Genomic DNA, 16,354 nt, shown 5'->3' with positions numbered 1-16,354 from the left:
GACACCTCGGTCGGCTCCCTCTCCCTACGGGCGGTCCGACGTTTCGGGAGGGCTGGGGTGAGGGTTGGCTCTTAAGCTGTTATTTCCACCTCGCCCAAATGCCCGCCATACGGCCCAAAACTCCGCTCGACCATCCGCCGCGACCCATCCGCCTTCACGATCAACGCCGTACTCGCCCGCGTCCCGTAACTCTGGCTGGCAATAAACACACTCGACAACAATGACTCCGTCGCCAGACCCACCCCGGTATCCGGCAATTCCACATCCGGCGCGGTCTGGGCATCGCTTAGCAAATCGAGCAAGTGCTGTGGCTGCGGATCATCCAGCAATGCACTCAACCCAGCCTTGGCCTTGAGCAACTTCGGCCACGGCGTATCCAGCCCTGCATTGGATAATCCATAAATCCCCGAAGCCAGCATCACCGGTTCCGACATCCGCGCATTGAAGTGCCACAGCTCATGACTATTGCCGAGCAGCAGGTTGAACCCGGCATATTCCGCCGAACGCCCGACCACATCGCTCAAATAATCATCAATCGACGCATCGCCCGTCAGAAACCGCGCCACCAGTTCCCCTCGTGACTTGCGCGCTGGCGCCTGCTGCGGATCACGGATATTGGTCAACGCAGCAAAGCGCCCGCTGGCACCAATCCCCAGCCAGGTGCCGCCGGCCTCTAGATCACGCCCGGCATGCACATGCGGCGCCTCCGGCCACTGCGCCAGCGGCAGGCTTGGCCGGGCGTAGAACTCGTCACGGTTGGCCGCGACGATCAGCGGCAGGGCATGACCCGGGCGCCAGGCGAAAACAATCAGGCACATAAGGTGGTCCTTGTGTGTTTTTTGCTCACTCTACGCATCCCGCGTCCGTGCATCCATCGCCAGTGGAGCCAAAGGGTGTGCATCCGTTACCATGCCGCTCCGGTTTTGCGGATGCGGTCTGGGGAGACGGTCATGGAATTTCTGCTCTATCTGGCGCTGGGCGCCTGTGCGGGCGTGCTGGCCGGGCTGTTTGGCGTCGGCGGCGGGATCATTATCGTCCCGGTGCTGGTGTTCAGTTTCACTTTGCAGGGCTTTGATCAGTCGATTCTTACGCATCTGGCCGTCGGCACGTCGCTGGCGACGATCATCTTCACCTCGGTCAACGCCGTGCGTGAACATCACCGTCGCGGCGCGGTGCGTTGGCCGATTTTCATGTGGATGGCCGTCGGCATTCTGCTCGGCGCCGGTTTCGGTGCGCTGACTGCTGAAGCCATCTCCGGACCCAACCTGCAAAAAATCATCGGTGTGTTCGCCCTGGTGATTTCCGTGCAACTGGCGCTGGACATCAAACCCAAGGCCAGCCGAACGGTGCCGGGCAAATTCGGTCTGACCGTGGCCGGCAGCATAATCGGTTGGGCTTCGGCGATTTTTGGCGTCGGTGGTGGTTCGCTGACCGTGCCGTTCCTGACCTGGCGCAGCGTGCCGATGCAGCAAGCCGTGGCGACCTCGTCGGCCTGCGGCCTGCCAATCGCCTTGGTCAGTGCATTAAGTTTCATGATTCTGGGCTGGCACGATCCGTTATTGCCGGCCCATAGTCTCGGTTTTGTTTATTTGCCGGCGCTGCTGGGCATCGCCCTGACCAGCATGGTCTTCGCCCGCATCGGCGCGCGTTTGGCGCATCGGTTGTCGCCACGCTTGCTGAAACGGCTGTTCGCCGCTTTGCTGTTCAGCGTCGGGTTAAGCTTCCTGCTTTAACCGTCGCAATCCTGGCTTAATCCTGAGGTGGCAGCGTCGCCCGGGAATTTTGGTTTCAACTCTAACGAGGAGTCGCAATGCTGCCTTACCCGCAGATCGACCCGGTGGCCCTGGCCATCGGTCCGCTGAAAATCCACTGGTACGGTCTCATGTACCTCGTCGGCATCGGCGGTGCGTGGCTGCTGGCATCAAGCCGGCTCAACCGTTTCGACCCGACCTGGACCAAGGAGAAACTCTCCGATCTGGTGTTCTGGCTATCGATGGGCGTGATCGTCGGCGGACGTCTGGGTTATGTGCTGTTCTACGATCTGAGTGCTTATCTGGCCAACCCGACGCTGATTTTCGAAGTGTGGAAGGGCGGCATGTCGTTCCACGGCGGCTTTATCGGCGTGATGCTGGCCGCGTTGTGGTTCGGCAAGCGTAACGGCAAGTCGTTCTTCCAGTTGATGGACTTCGTTGCGCCGATGGTGCCGATCGGTCTGGGTGCCGGGCGCATCGGTAACTTCATCAACGCCGAGTTGTGGGGCAAAGCCACCGACGTGCCTTGGGCCATGGTCTTCCCGCCATTCAGCGATCCGGCGCAACTGCCGCGTCACCCGTCGCAGCTGTATCAGTTCGCACTGGAAGGCGTGGCGCTGTTCCTGATCCTGTGGATTTTCTCGCGCAAACCGCGTCCGACCATGGCCGTTTCCGGCATGTTCGCGCTGTTCTACGGCATCTTCCGTTTCATTGTCGAATTCGTTCGCGTGCCGGATGCGCAACTGGGCTATCTGGCCTGGAACTGGCTGACCATGGGCCAGGTGCTCTGCGTGCCGATGATCGTCGGCGGGCTGTTCCTGATCTGGCTGGCCTATCGTCGCGCACCGGCAGCACCGCTCGCGCCGACGGCTTAAACTACGAACCCCGGCGCGCGACGCCGGGGCTCAAAGGACACAGGTAACTCATGAAGCAATATCTCGAACTGGTCTCGCACGTCATTCAGAACGGCACCAAACAGGCCAACCGCACCGGCATCAACACCATCAGTTTCCCGGGTGCGATGCTGCGTTTCGATCTGCAGGAAGGTTTCCCGGCGATCACCACGCGCAAAATGGCCTTCAAATCGGCCATCGGCGAGATGTGCGGTTTTCTTCGTGGCGTCAACAACGCCGCTGAATTCCGTGCGCTGGGCTGCAAGGTCTGGGACCAGAACGCCAACGAAAATGCGCAATGGCTGGCCAACCCGTTCCGCCAGGGTGACGACGACCTCGGCGAAATCTACGGCGTGCAATGGCGCAAATGGCCGGCGTACAAGCAGATCCCGCTGAGCAACAGCGCCGCCATCGAACAAACCCTGGCCAACGGCTACAAGCAGATCGCTCAGGGCGAAGAAGACGGCCAGGCCTACGTGGTGTTGTACAAAGCCATCGATCAGGTGCGCCAGTGCGTCGACACGATCATCAACGATCCGGGCAGCCGCCGCATTCTGTTCCACGGCTGGAACGTCGCGCAGCTGGATGAAATGGCGCTGCCGCCGTGCCATCTGCTGTACCAGTTCCACCCGAATGTCGAGACCAAAGAGATTTCTCTGACCCTCTACATCCGCTCCAACGATCTGGGTCTGGGCACGCCGTTCAACCTCACCGAAGGCGCCGCGCTGCTGAGCCTGATCGGTCGCCTGACCGGCTACACGCCGCGTTGGTTCACCTATTTCATCGGTGATGCGCACGTCTACGAGAACCATCTGGACATGCTCAACGAACAGCTCAAGCGCGAGCCGTTCGCCATGCCGAAGCTGAAGATCTCCGATCGTGTGCCGGAGTTTGCCAAGACTGGCGTCTATCAGCCGGAATGGCTGGAACTGGTCGAGCCGAGCGATTTCTCGCTGGAAGGTTATGAGCACCACGCGCCAATGACCGCGCCAATGGCGGTCTGACAAGCAATACGCAATACCCCTGTGTAGGAGCTGCCGCAGGCTGCGATCTTTTGATCTTGCTGTTTATAAGATCAAAAGATCGCAGCCTGCGGCAGCTCCTACATTTGGTTTTGTGTTGGGCTCAATGGCCGTGGCTGCGGCCTACGTGGGAGTGTTCCACTTCCGTCGCGACAACCCCACCACTCACCTCCAGCCGCTGCAAAATCCCGCATTGATCGGCCATCGGCCCTTCTCCACAACGTTGGCGCAGGTCGAGCAGTTGCGTCTGCAACGCCAGCAACCCATCGATCCGCGCCTTCACATGCTGAATGTGCTCGTCGATCAGCGTATTCACGCTTTCACACTGATCCTGCGGGCTATCACGCATGGCCAGCAGGCTGCGAATCTCTTCAAGGGTCATGTCGAGGGTGCGGCAGTTGCGGATAAAGGTCAGGCGTTCGGCGTGGGCCTGGGTGTAGACGCGGTAGTTGCCGTCGCTGCGGGCCGGTTCCGGCAGGAGGTTTTCGCGCTCGTAGTAGCGGATGGTTTCCACGGCGCAGTCGGTCAACTTGGCCAGTTCTCCGATCTTCATGACGACAATCTCCAAAAGGGTGCTTGACCCTATAGTGGCTACAGGGTCTTTACTTGGCAACAGGCACCTTCATGGACGCGACCAATGAGCGATTCCCAGCACACCCACAAGCCCGGCGACGGACACGACCACAGTCATAAATTGCAGCCTGTGCATAAACATGCCCACGGCGGCGACTCTTGCTGCGGGTCGAAAGTCGCAGCCCCGGCACCGGTTCATTCGCACGAAGATTCCTGCTGCTCGTCGACAGCTGCCGCGCCTGCGTTGGTGCAACTGAGCGAAAAGACCAGCGCCGACGCGCGGCTGAGCAGTTTCCGTATCGAGGCGATGGACTGTCCGACCGAGCAGACGCTGATCCAGAACAAGCTCGGCAAACTCGCCGGCGTGCAGCAACTGGAGTTCAACCTGATCAACCGCGTGCTCGGCGTGACCCACAATTTGCCGGGTACCGAGCCCATCACCGAGGCGATCAAGTCCCTCGGCATGCACGCCGAGCCGCTGGAGACGGGCGTCGAAGCGCCAGCCCCGGCGCCTGTGAAAAAACATTGGTGGCCGCTGGCGTTGTCCGGTGTCGGCGCGCTCGCCGCTGAAGTCATCCACTTCACCAACGCCGCTCCGACCTGGGTGGTGGCGATCATCGCGCTGGTGTCGATCCTCAGCGGTGGCCTGACCACCTATAAAAAGGGCTGGATCGCCCTGAAGAACCGCAACCTCAACATCAACGCACTGATGAGCATCGCGGTCACCGGTGCAATCCTCATTGGCCAATGGCCGGAAGCGGCGATGGTGATGTTCCTGTTCACCGTCGCCGAGCTGATCGAAGCGCGCTCGCTGGACCGTGCGCGCAACGCGATCAGCGGTTTGATGCAGATGACGCCGGAGCAAGCCACGGTGTTGCAGGCTGACGGTTCGTGGATTGAACAGGAGGTAAAAAGCGTCGAACTCGGCGCCCGCGTGCGGGTGAAGCCGGGCGAGCGCATTGCGCTGGACGGCGAAGTGGCCAGCGGCAGTTCGACCATCGACCAGGCGCCGATCACCGGGGAAAGCCTGCCGGTGGAAAAAACCGTCGGCGATAAAGTCTTCGCCGGCACCATCAACCAGGCCGGTTCGCTGGAATACACGGTGACCGCAGCGGCGAACAATTCGACTCTGGCGCGCATCATCCACGCCGTCGAACAGGCCCAAGGTGCGCGGGCGCCGACCCAGCGCTTCGTCGATCAGTTTTCGAAAATCTACACGCCCGTGGTGTTCGTCTTTGCCTTGGCCGTGGCGATCATTCCGCCGCTGTTCATGGGCGCCGTGTGGTTCGACTGGATCTACCGCGCGCTGGTGTTGCTGGTGGTCGCGTGCCCATGTGCACTGGTGATTTCCACCCCGGTGACCATCGTCAGCGGCCTCGCGGCAGCGGCGCGCAAAGGCATTCTGGTCAAGGGCGGCGTGTACCTCGAGGGCGGTTTCAAGCTCGATTATCTGGCGCTGGATAAAACCGGCACGATCACCCACGGCAAACCGGTGCAGACCGATTACCTGTCGCTGGACCCAACCGCCGATGCCTCCGCGCCGGCTATCGCTGCTGCGTTGGCCGGACGCTCCGATCACCCGGTGTCGCTGGCCATCGCCAACGCCGCTGTGGATAAAAACTTCGCCGCGCTGATTGTGGATAACTTCGAAGCGTTGGGCGGGCGTGGCGTCAAAGGCGAGATCAACGGCCAGACCTACCACTTGGGCAACCATCGCTTGGTCGAAGAGTTGGGCCTGTGCTCGCCGGCACTGGAAGAAAAACTCTTCGCGCTGGAGAAACAGGGCAAATCCGTGGTGCTGCTGCTCGACAATTCCGGCCCGCTGGCACTGTTCGCGGTGGCGGATACCGTCAAGGAAACCAGTCGCGAAGCAATCCGTCAGCTCCACGAACTCGGGGTGAAAACCCTGATGCTCACCGGCGACAACGTTCACACCGCCCAAGCGATTGCCGCGCAGGTTGGCATCGACGAGGCCCGTGGCGACTTGCTGCCGACCGACAAACTGCAAGCCATCGAGGAGCTTTACGGTAAAGGTCATCGCGTCGGCATGGTCGGCGACGGCATCAACGATGCCCCGGCACTGGCCCGCGCCGAGATCGGTTTCGCCATGGCCGCTGCCGGCACCGACACCGCGATTGAAACCGCCGATGTCGCCCTGATGGACGATGATCTGCGCAAGATCCCGGCGTTCATCAGCCTGTCGCGCAACACCGCGAGCATCCTGAAACAGAACATCGCCCTGGCTCTGGTGATCAAGGCTATCTTTCTTGCGGTAACCTTCGCCGGACTCGCCACGATGTGGATGGCGGTGTTCGCTGACATGGGCGTGAGCCTGTTGGTGGTGTTCAACGGTTTGCGCCTGCTGCGCAAATAGAGTGAGGAAAGGTTGTGCTGAGTGCCGAGCTGAAAGCGTTTTACATGGTCGCCCGTCTGGGCAGCATTACGCTGGCGGCGAAAAAACTCGGCCTCAGCCAACCGACCGTGACCACGCAGATCCGCAATCTGGAAAGTCAGTATTCGGTGGAGCTGTTCTACCGTGGCGGCCGGCGTCTGAGCGTCAGCGACGAAGGCGCGCGATTGCTGCCGATGGTCAAGACGCTGCTGCAGCAGGAGGCCGACATCGAGTTTTTCCTGCGCAACAGCGGTCAGGTGCAGGGCACTTTGCGCATCGCGGCGACGGCGCCGTATTACATCCTCGATCTGGTGAAGACCTTTCGCGAGCGTCTGCCGCAAGTGGAAGTGTCGGTGGAAATCGGTAACTCGCAGCAAGTGCTGGAAGCGCTGGAGGATTACCGCGTGGACATCGCCGCGTCGTCGCAATTGCTCGATGACGCGCGCTTGATTCGTCGGGTGTTGGGCACTGATCCGCTGGTGCTGGCGGTGCATCGCAATCATCCGCTGGCGACGCAGGAGCATGTCGCGTTGAGTGCGCTGGCCGGGCATACGTTGTTGATGCGTGAATCCGGTTCAACCACGCGGCGGCTGACGGAAGAGTTGCTCGCGAGTGCCGGGGTGAGCTTCGGGCCGTTGCTGGAGATTGGCAGCCGTGAGTCGATTCGTGAGGCGGTATTGCGCAATATCGGCATCAGCATCATTGCCCGGCAGGAAGTGCCGCATGATCCGCAGTTGCGCGTGCTGACGATCGAGAATGCGCCGCAGATTCCTGAATATCTGTATTGCCTCAAAGAAAGGAAGGGCGCGCGGTTGCCGGCGGCGTTCCTCGGCTTGGCACAGGAAATGTCCCCGGCTTGAAGATCAAAAGATCGCAGCCCTCGGCAGCTCCTACAGGGGGACGCATTCCAATGTAGGAGCTGCCGAAGGCTGCGATCTTTTGATCTCCAACCAAAATCCCCGAATACCACTATCACCAGTTTTTGCCTCACTGCCACATGACGGACGCATTACAACTCTAGGATTGGCCCCATCTGCTTGATGAGGTCTGTCCATGAATCCTGCCATCGCAACTGCCCTGACCAACCCCGGCGCACCCATGAAAGTGCGCGGCGTGCAGAAACGCTTCGGCGCGTTCACTGCGCTGGATAACGTCTCCCTCGACGTCGCCGCCGGTGAACTGGTGTGCCTGCTTGGCCCTTCGGGCTGCGGTAAGACCACCTTGCTGCGCTGCATCGCCGGGCTGGAAAAACAGGACAGCGGCGAGCTGTACCTCGGTGACCGCGACGTCTCGCACCTCGCCCCACAAGCCCGCGACTACGGGATTCTGTTCCAGTCCTACGCACTGTTCCCCAATCTGAGCGTAGAGGCGAATATTGCCTACGGCCTTGCCGGCAGCGGTCGCGATGAAGTGCGCCAGCGCGTCGGACAGATGCTGGAACTGGTCGGCCTCACTGGCAGCGAGAAAAAGTACCCCGGCCAATTGTCCGGCGGCCAACAGCAACGCGTGGCGCTGGCCCGCGCTCTGGCGCCGGCACCGTCGCTGCTGTTGCTCGATGAACCAATGTCCGCCCTCGACGCCCGCGTCCGCGAGCATCTGTGCACCGAGCTGCGGCAACTGCAGCGCAACCTCGGCATCACCACACTGATGGTCACGCACAATCAGGACGAAGCCATGCTGATGGCCGACCGTATCGCGGTGATGAACAACGGCCGCGTCGAGCAGTACGCCACCCCGCAGGAAATCTACAACCGCCCAGCCACGCCGTTCGTGGCCGAGTTTGTCGGCCAGGGCAACTGGCTGCCGTTCCAGCGCAGCAGCGACACTCACGCGCAGGTCGGCGGGATGAATCTGCGCCTCAGCGATGGCAGCATTCAGCGCGCCTCGGGCCGTTTGTTTTGCCGCCCGGAAGCGATCAACGTCAATCCACCGGTGCACGAAGAAAACCTGTTCCCGGCCAAAGTCCGCGAGATCACCTTTCTCGGCAATCGCTGCCGCATGAGCTTCGAACTCGATCAGTTGCCCGGCCACGCCTTGCTCGCCGAACTCGCCCCGGAAGCCATGCCGCGCCTCGGCGCCCAGCAAATCATGGTCGCCTTGCCGCCGCGCAGCTTGCAGGTGTTTGCCTGATGAACAGCAACCTCGCGCTGCCGCTACCGCACAAGCAGGTGCGCCAGACTTCGAAAGCCGAGATTGGCGATCGCATTTTTGTCGTCGGCGGCAAAGTGCTCTTGCTGCTGTTACTCGGCGTCGCGGTATTGCTGCCGTTGCTGGCGATCTTCTGGCGTGGCTTCAGCAGTGAGGCCGGGCAGGGCGGTGGCTGGGTCGCGGCGAAGGAGTTGGTGACCAGCGAGAATTTCCACTGGCTGCTCGGCAACAGCCTGAAAGTGTCCCTCAGCGTCGCGGCCATCGTCGTACCGCTGGCTTACCTGTTTGCCTATGCGCTGCAACGCACGCTGATTCCGGCCAAAGGCATCTGGCGCGGTATTTCCCTGCTGCCGCTGATGGCGCCGTCGATGCTGCCGGGGATTGCACTGGTCTATCTGTTCGGTAACCAGGGCATGTTGCGCGGGTTGCTCTCGGACAACATCTACGGGTTCTGGGGGATTGTGCTGGGTGAGGTGATTTACACCTTCCCGCATGCGTTGATGATTCTGCTCTCGGCGTTGTCGCTGGCCGATGCGCGACTGTTCGATGCAGCGTCGAGCATGGGCGCCAGTCCGGCGAAGGCGTTCCGCAGCATCACCTGGCCGGCCACACGCCAGGCTGTGTTTGCCGCGTTCTGTCTGGTGTTCACCCTGACCATCACCGATTTCGGCGTGCCGGTGGTGGTCGGTGGCGACTATCAAGTGCTGGCGCTGGAGGCCTACAAAGCCGTGGTCGGCCAACAACAATTCGGTCGCGGCGCGTTGATCGGCATGGTGCTGTTGCTGCCGGCGCTGTTCAGCTTTGGCGTCGATGCATGGCTGCGTCGGCGTCACGGTGATTCCATGAGCGGTCGGGCGCAGGTGTTCAAACCGGCGCCGTCGAAAGTGCGCGATGGCTGTTATCTGGCGATTGTCTTGCTGATCAGCGCCGCGTTGATTCTGGTGTTCGGCATGGCGGTGTTTTCCTCGCTGGTGAAGTTCTGGCCGTACAACCTGTCGCTGTCGCTCAACCATTACCAGTTCAACGAAACCGCCGGCGGTGGCTGGCTGGCCTACAGCAACAGTTTGAAAATGGCGTTGGGCACGGCACTGATCGGCAGCGTGCTGATTTTCACCGGCGCTTACCTGATGGAGAAAACCCGCAGCCAGCGCGGCCTCAACCTGGCGTTGCGCATGCTCAGTTTCGTGCCGATGGCGGTGCCGGGGCTGGTGCTCGGCTTGGGTTACGTCTTCTTCTTCAACCTCACTGGCAACCCGCTGCACGTGCTCTACGGGACGATGACGCTGCTGATCGTCTGCACCATTGCGCACTACCTGACCACCGCCCAAATGACCGCTACCACCGCGTTGCGCCAACTCGACGCCGAGTTCGAAGCGGCTGCGCTGTCGCTCAAGGCGCCGCTATACCGGCATTACCTGCGCGTCACCGTGCCGATCTGCCTGCCGGCGCTGCTCGACATCGTGCGCTACCTGTTCGTCTCGGCGATGACCACCGTGTCGGCGGCGATCTTCCTCTACAGCCCCGACACCATCCTCGCGGCGGTGGCGGTGCTGAACATGGATGACGCCGGCAACGTCGGCGGCGCGGCGGCGATGTCGACCCTGATTCTGTTCACCTCGGCGGGCGTGTCCTTGCTGCTGGCGTGGGCTTCGCGCGGCTTGCTGCGCCGTTCTCAAGCCTGGCGGCAAACCGCGCCCGGTCACTGATTCAACTCACCTACAGGAAAACGATCATGTTCAAGCCTATGGCCCTGGCCGCTGCTGTGCTCGCTACTTTCAGCCTGAATGCCTTCGCGGCAAAAACCGAGTTGACGGTGTACACCGCCCTCGAAGCCGAACAACTGAAGTCCTATAAAGAAGCGTTCGAAAAGGCCAACCCGGACGTCGAGATCAAATGGGTGCGCGATTCCACCGGGATCATCACCGCCAAACTGCTCGCCGAAAAGGCCCGTCCACAGGCTGACGCGGTGTGGGGCCTGGCTGCTTCGAGCCTGGCGATCCTCGATCAGCAAGGCATGCTGCAAAGCTATGCGCCGAAGGACCTCGGCAAGATCGGCGCGAACTACCGCGACGCCGCCAACCCGCCCGCCTGGGTCGGCATGGACGTCTGGGCGGCAACGATTTGCTTCAACACCGTCGAAGCCGAGAAGCAGGGCCTGACCAAACCCGTGAGCTGGCAGGATCTGACCAAACCTGAGTACAAGGGCAAGATCGTCATGCCTAACCCGGCCTCGTCCGGCACTGGTTTCCTCGACGTCAGCGCCTGGCTGCAAACCTTCGGCGAGAAACAGGGCTGGGCTTACATGGACGGCCTGCACCAGAACATTGGTCAGTACGTTCACTCCGGTTCCAAGCCTTGCAAACTGGCGGCGGCTGGGGAATTTCCGATCGGCATTTCCTTTGAATATCCAGCCGTACAGTTGAAGCGCCAGGGCGCGCCGCTGGACATCATTCTGCCGAAGGAAGGTCTGGGCTGGGAGATCGAAGCGACTGCCGTGATCAAAGGCACGCCGCATGAAGAAGCGGCGAAGAAACTGGCTGACTTCTCGGCGAGTGCCGAGGCGATGGATCTGTACAAGGAGAACTTCGCCGTGCTCGCGCAACCGGGGATCGCCAAGCCGCAGACCGAATTGCCGGCGGATTACGAGCAGCGTCTGATCAAGAACGACTTTGCCTGGGCCTCGAAGAATCGCGACGAGATTTTGACCGAGTGGCGCAAACGTTATGACGGCAAGTCCGAGAAAGTGGCGGCCAAGTAAGATCTTTATCGACTGACAGGGCCTCATCGCTGGCAAGCCAGCTCCCACAGGTTTCAAGGTGTTCCCGCCATCAGTGTTCACCATAAAACCCTGTGGGAGCTGGCTTGCCAGCGATGGCTATCCTTCATTCAGAGCACCTCTAAATGACACAACACAAAGACCTGCTCATCGTCGGCGCCGGCATCCTCGGCCTGTCCCACGCCTTCGCCGCCGCCAAACGCGGTCTCAAAGTCGCCGTCTTCGAACGCACTGCCACGCCCCTCGGCGCTTCGGTGCGCAACTTCGGCCAGGCGCTGGTCACTGGCCAACCACCCGGCCCAATGCTCGAACTGGCCAAGGCCAGCCGCGAGATATGGGGCGACTGGGCGCAGCTCGCGGGCTTGCAGATCAAGCGTAACGGCTCGTACCTGTTCGCTCGCACTGAAGTTGAAGAACACTTGCTGGAAGTGTTCTGCAACGGTCGCGCCGTGGAGCACGGTTACAACATCCAGTTGCTGCGCGGCGCGGCCTTGCGCGATCTGTATCACGGCCAGTTCAGCCACCACCGCGCAGCTCTCCATGGCATCGACGATCAACAGCTTTACTCGCGTGAAGCAATCCCGGCGCTGATCGACTACCTGCGCCGCGACCTCGGTGTCGAGTTCCACTTCTCCACGCTGGTACGCGACGTCGAACCCGGACACCTGCACAGCACCGCCGGCAGTTTTACCGCCAAGCAGATCATTGTTTGCTCCGGTCACGATTATCAGACTCTCCTCGCCGAGCCGATTGCCGCGCTCAATCCGCAAATCTGCCGTCTGCAAATGCTCCGCGCCAAACCGCAGATCGATCTGAATCTGCAACACGCCTTGCTCACCGGTTTGAGTTGCGTGCACTACGGCGCTTTCGCCGATCTGCCGGAAGCAGCGGCGGTGCAGGCGCAGATCCTGCGTGAACAACCGCACCTGCACGACAACGGCATCCACCTGTTGATCAGCCCGACGCCCTACGGCGAACTGATCATCGGCGACTCGCACCATTACGGCAGCGACCCTTCACCGTTCAACGCCGAGCAAGTGGATAACTGGATGCTTGAACTGGCCGAGCAGACGCTGGGCTGCAAGGTGCAAGTGGTCGAGCGCTGGCAGGGCGTCTATGGTTCCCGGGGGCCGGGGCCGTTTTCGTTGCTGCGCCCGGCAGCGGGGTTGAGTGTGGCGCTGATGCACACCGGTGTCGGCATGAGCGTCGGCCCGGCGCTGGCCGAGCGCAATGTTGCGCAGTTGCTGGAGGAAATTGAATGACAGCTCACGAGCAAGTCGTCGCGCGGGTATTCGGGCTGTACGAACGCTTTGGCACCAGTGATTACATCGGCGAACCGGTGTCGCAGATCGAACACATGTCCCAGACCGCCGAACTGGCGATCGCCGAAGGCTTCGATGACGAAGTGGTGCTGGCGGCGTTCTTTCATGACATCGGTCATTTGTGTGCCGAGGGCGCGGAGAACATGGGCGGTTATGGCGTGGTCAGTCATGAACGGCTGGGCGCGGATTATTTGCGTGAGGCCGGTTTCAGCGAGCGCATGGCGCGGCTGGTGGAGTATCACGTGCAGGCCAAGCGGTATCTGACACTGCGTGAGCCTGGGTATTTTGATCGGCTGAGTGAGGCGAGCCGGCGGACGCTGGAATATCAGGGCGGGGTGATGACCGAGGCTGAAGCGGACGTGTTTGAGCGGGATCCGTTGTGTGCGGTCAGCCTGCGGATGCGCCAGTGGGATGAGTTGGCCAAGGAGAGGGCGGTGCCGGTGATTGATCTGGCGGTGCTCAAGCGCAAGGCTGAAGTTTTGTTGTCGGCCGGGTGATTGCAACCCTCATCGGATCGCCGCCCGCCCAGCCCTCTCCCGGAGGGAGAGGGGGCCTACGGTGTTGTTCTCAGGTGATACATCGACCTGAAATATCCAGTCGAACTCAGGTTATGAAAAGCTAGAAGATCTGCTCCCTTCCCCCTCTACCCCTTGGGGGAGAGGGCTGGGGTGAGGGGGTAGCGATCTAAAGCTCAAGCACCCGAGCAACCAACGCCTCAATCTGCTCCTGCCTTTCCGCCTGATTCAACTTCGCCTGCGGATTCAGCGATGACCACTGCGGATGCGCCCGCGCCTTGTTCAGCGCTTCCGGCAACTTGCCCTCACGCCAGGTTTTGTCCTGTGGCGTGGCCACCTGAACCGCATCCATCGCCGCATGCCCACGCTGATCCAGCGCCAACACCAACTGCCGCTGGCGCAACGCCAACAGTCGCAACACCCCGTCATCCACCGTCAGTTCGCGCTGCCCCTTGATCTTGCCAAGCAAGCGACTGCCATAACTGCGCGCCGTTTGCAGCGCACCGCCAGCAATTGCCCCCGCCAGCGCCGCCGCACCAAGGGTAATCCCGCCAACCAGCAAATCCACACCAGCCCCGGCCGCCGCGCCTGCCGCAATCCCACCGCCAACCCGTACGCCGAGCTGCTTCAAGGTTTCCGGATTGAATAGATCATCACCCCAACGTCCATCGAGCAACGGCAAATCACTCGCCGCCGCATCCTGTGGCCGGAACGCATACAGCTTGAGCAGCGCCTCGACACACTTCTGCTCGCGCTGGCGCACGGCTTTGCGCAATTCGCTGATGGCTTGCTGTTCCTGCGCCGCCTCGCTGACCACACTGCGCCGACACGCGGCGCAGTCGATCAACAATTCAGCAATCAACCGCGCCGCACTTTGCTGCCGCGCCAGGCGCTGAGCCTGTTGATCGGCAATCAGTCGCTCCAATTGTGGCCGGGCATTTTCCAGCAGCAGCGCAAGGCTTTCATACAGCCGTCGCTCACCATCCTCGGGCGGCGCCACACTGTCGAAACGCACCAGTGCATGCAGCCCAAGCCGCGCCAACGCTTCACGCCAATCCGGCTCGCGATGATTGGCGCTGCTGACGAAATTCAGCACCGGCAGCAGCGGTTTGCCGCAACTGGCGAGCACTTCCAGTTCATCGCGATACTTGGCCAGCACCGGTTCGCGCGCGTCGATCACGTATAAACCGGCGTCGGAGGCGAGCAGTTGCCGCAGCACTTTGGCCTCCTGCTCAAAGCGCTGACGCGCCTCGCTGCCGTCGAGAAACCGCGCCAGTCGCGCCGGGCCATCAAGGCGTTCGCCGGGACGTTCCAAGCGTTCGAGAAAATCCAGCAGGGCAATGGCGTCTTCCAGCCCCGGCGTATCGTAGAGGTCGAGCAACGGTTCGCCGTCCACCGATAAACGTGCGCCTTCGACATGCCGCGTAGTGCTCGGGCGATGCGAGACTTCGCCGAAGCCGACATCGCGGGTCAGCGTGCGCAACAACGAGGTTTTGCCGACGTTGGTGTGGCCGACCACCGCGAGTTTCAGCGGCGCTTTCCAGGCATCAGTCATGGCCAGTCTCCAGCCAGTTCAACGGCGCGCAATCGGCGAACTTCAAGTCAAGTTGTTGCAGTGCGACGTGCCAGTCGCCGAGGCGCTCGGCATCCAGTGCTTCACCCGGCGGCGCTTGCAGCAGCCACACGCGAGTCTCGCCCGCACTGCGCGCCAGTTCGGCGATCAAGGCGAGGCTGCCGCGATCCGGCGAGCGCCGTGGGTCGCAGGCAATCGCCAGACGTGCCGGCGGGAAGCGGCTGAGTTGTTCGAGGAGTTTGTGGCGTGATTCGCGACTGTCGAGGATGCCGGCGTTGCTGACGTTTTTCGGCAATGCAGGCGGCCATGGGCGTTGTTCGTCGAGTTCGATGGCCACCAGCAACGCACCTTCGCTGGCGAGTTCGCCGACGCTGCTTTCGACGCGATGCAACTGCGCCGGCTCCGGATCGTTGACGCCAAGGCGCTCGCTGGTCGGCATCAGTCGTTCGCGCAATTGCGCGTAGCCGGGCAGGTTCAGCTCCAGACGCAATCGATCACGTCCACGCTTCCAGCGCCAACGGCAGAACAGCATCAGCAGCAGACGGGGTAGCACGCCATAGATCAGCACCGCGCCGACCAGCCATATCGCCCACATCTGGCGAACCAGGACGCGGTTGTAATCGGTGTCCAGCGTTACGCGAATCATGTCCACGCTCGGCGCACTCCAGCCCAGTGCATGGGGAATAACCGTCAACGCATCAGTCAGTGCTGCGAAGAAGTCAGCGCCCAGCAACGTGCTTTCCCAGATGAAGTCATATTGCCGAGTGGCCATCATCAATATCAGCATGCTCAGCGCGCTGAACATGATCAGCAGCCACAGGCCATTGACCAGTGAGCCAATCGCCCAGCGATTGAGTTTGTGGCGTTGCAGCAAGACCAGCAATGCGGGGGGTAATTGCGCGGCTTTGGCGTCCCGGGCAAATTTTTCGCTGAGCCATAGCCACAGGCGGCCGAGTGCTGCCGCGTGTTCGCCAGCGAATAGCAGGCCGAATGCCCAGCTCAGCAGCAGGATCAGATTGACCCCGAGCAACGTGCCCAGCGCCCAGAAAATGTTCACCGCTCGCGTACCGTCGCCGAGCGCAGAAAATGCCATGCCAGCCCCGGTGACGCAGGCCAGCAGCACCATCAATAGCAGTGCCAGACGCGCGCCTTGCAGCCAGTGTTTGAGGGCGGCAGTCAGCCCGTCGCGTTCGGCCAGCCATAAAGCGCGGCGCTGAATACGGCTCGGCAGATCACCGCCGGCGGTGCGGGCCAGACGATTGGCTTCCAGATCATCCAGTGGGCCTGCGTGTTCTTCGCGCAGGCGCACGGTCTCGGTCAGCCAGAGGTTTTGCAGTGGAGTCAGTTCAGTCACGCGGGGTCCCGTCGCTCAATTGAGCGCTGAGCATA

At 61.6% G+C, this 16,354-nt stretch carries 14 protein-coding genes; 10 read left to right on the top strand and 4 right to left on the bottom strand.

What is annotated here, in order from left to right; translation table 11 throughout:
• Positions 1 to 71 precede the first annotated feature (71 nt).
• Complete coding sequence (locus M5G26_RS19625; protein WP_273916260.1) at positions 72 to 818, bottom strand: NRDE family protein; 747 nt, start codon at positions 816 to 818, stop codon at positions 72 to 74.
• Between the two features lie 132 nt (positions 819 to 950).
• Between M5G26_RS19625 and M5G26_RS19620 the strand changes: the two genes are divergently transcribed.
• The 3 genes from M5G26_RS19620 to M5G26_RS19610 all read left to right on the top strand — a co-directional run bounded on the left by M5G26_RS19620 (position 951) and on the right by M5G26_RS19610 (position 3,648).
• Complete coding sequence (locus tag M5G26_RS19620; protein WP_150693710.1) at positions 951 to 1,733, top strand: sulfite exporter TauE/SafE family protein; 783 nt, start codon at positions 951 to 953, stop codon at positions 1,731 to 1,733.
• Positions 1,734 to 1,810: 77 nt separating this feature from the next.
• On the top strand, positions 1,811 to 2,626 hold the full coding sequence (lgt, locus tag M5G26_RS19615; RefSeq protein ID WP_064116307.1) for a prolipoprotein diacylglyceryl transferase: 816 nt from the start codon (positions 1,811 to 1,813) through the stop codon (positions 2,624 to 2,626).
• A gap of 50 nt (positions 2,627 to 2,676) precedes the next feature.
• The gene (locus M5G26_RS19610) at positions 2,677 to 3,648 is read left to right on the top strand and encodes a thymidylate synthase (RefSeq protein ID WP_102901367.1); all 972 of its coding nucleotides are present in this window, start codon (positions 2,677 to 2,679) and stop codon (positions 3,646 to 3,648) included.
• Between the two features lie 121 nt (positions 3,649 to 3,769).
• Here the strand turns inward: M5G26_RS19610 and cadR are convergent, their stop codons facing one another.
• Positions 3,770 to 4,219 carry a Cd(II)/Pb(II)-responsive transcriptional regulator gene (cadR, locus tag M5G26_RS19605; RefSeq protein WP_016983204.1) on the bottom strand — a complete coding sequence of 150 codons (450 nt, stop codon included), beginning with the start codon at positions 4,217 to 4,219 and terminating at the stop codon, positions 3,770 to 3,772.
• An 84-nt stretch (positions 4,220 to 4,303) separates the two neighbouring features.
• Between cadR and M5G26_RS19600 the strand changes: the two genes are divergently transcribed.
• The 7 genes from M5G26_RS19600 to M5G26_RS19570 all read left to right on the top strand — a co-directional run bounded on the left by M5G26_RS19600 (position 4,304) and on the right by M5G26_RS19570 (position 13,374).
• Entirely contained in the window at positions 4,304 to 6,613 is a 2,310-nt protein-coding gene (locus M5G26_RS19600) for a heavy metal translocating P-type ATPase (protein ID WP_273916259.1), read from the top strand.
• A gap of 14 nt (positions 6,614 to 6,627) precedes the next feature.
• Complete coding sequence (locus M5G26_RS19595; protein ID WP_150693831.1) at positions 6,628 to 7,491, top strand: LysR family transcriptional regulator; 864 nt, start codon at positions 6,628 to 6,630, stop codon at positions 7,489 to 7,491.
• Between the two features lie 193 nt (positions 7,492 to 7,684).
• Complete coding sequence (locus M5G26_RS19590; RefSeq protein ID WP_150693714.1) at positions 7,685 to 8,761, top strand: putative 2-aminoethylphosphonate ABC transporter ATP-binding protein; 1,077 nt, start codon at positions 7,685 to 7,687, stop codon at positions 8,759 to 8,761.
• On the top strand, positions 8,761 to 10,485 hold the full coding sequence (locus M5G26_RS19585) for a putative 2-aminoethylphosphonate ABC transporter permease subunit (protein ID WP_273916258.1): 1,725 nt from the start codon (positions 8,761 to 8,763) through the stop codon (positions 10,483 to 10,485). Before M5G26_RS19590 ends, M5G26_RS19585 begins: the two co-directional genes overlap by 1 nt.
• A gap of 26 nt (positions 10,486 to 10,511) precedes the next feature.
• Positions 10,512 to 11,537, top strand: coding sequence for a putative 2-aminoethylphosphonate ABC transporter substrate-binding protein (locus tag M5G26_RS19580; protein ID WP_007912988.1), 1,026 nt, complete (start codon positions 10,512 to 10,514; stop codon positions 11,535 to 11,537).
• A 143-nt stretch (positions 11,538 to 11,680) separates the two neighbouring features.
• Complete coding sequence (locus tag M5G26_RS19575) at positions 11,681 to 12,817, top strand: TIGR03364 family FAD-dependent oxidoreductase (protein WP_150693715.1); 1,137 nt, start codon at positions 11,681 to 11,683, stop codon at positions 12,815 to 12,817.
• The gene (locus M5G26_RS19570; protein ID WP_273916257.1) at positions 12,814 to 13,374 is read left to right on the top strand and encodes a phosphonate degradation HD-domain oxygenase; all 561 of its coding nucleotides are present in this window, start codon (positions 12,814 to 12,816) and stop codon (positions 13,372 to 13,374) included. Before M5G26_RS19575 ends, M5G26_RS19570 begins: the two co-directional genes overlap by 4 nt.
• A gap of 187 nt (positions 13,375 to 13,561) precedes the next feature.
• On the opposite strand, the gene M5G26_RS19565 is transcribed toward M5G26_RS19570, so the two are convergent.
• Together M5G26_RS19565 and M5G26_RS19560 are read right to left on the bottom strand one after the other, a co-directional pair.
• Entirely contained in the window at positions 13,562 to 14,947 is a 1,386-nt protein-coding gene (locus tag M5G26_RS19565; RefSeq protein ID WP_123376162.1) for a GTPase/DUF3482 domain-containing protein, read from the bottom strand.
• Positions 14,940 to 16,319, bottom strand: a complete 1,380-nt coding sequence (locus M5G26_RS19560) for a DUF2868 domain-containing protein (RefSeq protein WP_150693718.1) — start codon at positions 16,317 to 16,319, stop codon at positions 14,940 to 14,942. The genes M5G26_RS19565 and M5G26_RS19560 overlap by 8 nt, the downstream gene beginning before the upstream one ends.
• Positions 16,320 to 16,354: the final 35 nt, after the last annotated feature.

Source organism: Pseudomonas sp. TNT2022 ID642 (assembly GCF_028656995.1).
Taxonomy (GTDB): domain Bacteria; phylum Pseudomonadota; class Gammaproteobacteria; order Pseudomonadales; family Pseudomonadaceae; genus Aquipseudomonas.
This window is presented reverse-complemented; position numbering and strand designations above follow the sequence as displayed.

Coding starts and splice junctions, on each gene's coding strand:
- M5G26_RS19565 (WP_123376162.1), bottom strand. CDS start 14,947: ATGACTGATGCCTGGAAAGCGCCGCTGAAACTCGCGGTGGTCGGCCAC.
- M5G26_RS19585 (WP_273916258.1), top strand. CDS start 8,761: ATGAACAGCAACCTCGCGCTGCCGCTACCGCACAAGCAGGTGCGCCAG.
- M5G26_RS19600 (WP_273916259.1), top strand. CDS start 4,304: ATGAGCGATTCCCAGCACACCCACAAGCCCGGCGACGGACACGACCAC.
- M5G26_RS19575 (WP_150693715.1), top strand. CDS start 11,681: ATGACACAACACAAAGACCTGCTCATCGTCGGCGCCGGCATCCTCGGC.
- M5G26_RS19590 (WP_150693714.1), top strand. CDS start 7,685: ATGAATCCTGCCATCGCAACTGCCCTGACCAACCCCGGCGCACCCATG.
- M5G26_RS19620 (WP_150693710.1), top strand. CDS start 951: ATGGAATTTCTGCTCTATCTGGCGCTGGGCGCCTGTGCGGGCGTGCTG.
- M5G26_RS19625 (WP_273916260.1), bottom strand. CDS start 818: ATGTGCCTGATTGTTTTCGCCTGGCGCCCGGGTCATGCCCTGCCGCTG.
- lgt (WP_064116307.1), top strand. CDS start 1,811: ATGCTGCCTTACCCGCAGATCGACCCGGTGGCCCTGGCCATCGGTCCG.
- M5G26_RS19610 (WP_102901367.1), top strand. CDS start 2,677: ATGAAGCAATATCTCGAACTGGTCTCGCACGTCATTCAGAACGGCACC.
- M5G26_RS19580 (WP_007912988.1), top strand. CDS start 10,512: ATGTTCAAGCCTATGGCCCTGGCCGCTGCTGTGCTCGCTACTTTCAGC.
- cadR (WP_016983204.1), bottom strand. CDS start 4,219: ATGAAGATCGGAGAACTGGCCAAGTTGACCGACTGCGCCGTGGAAACC.
- M5G26_RS19570 (WP_273916257.1), top strand. CDS start 12,814: ATGACAGCTCACGAGCAAGTCGTCGCGCGGGTATTCGGGCTGTACGAA.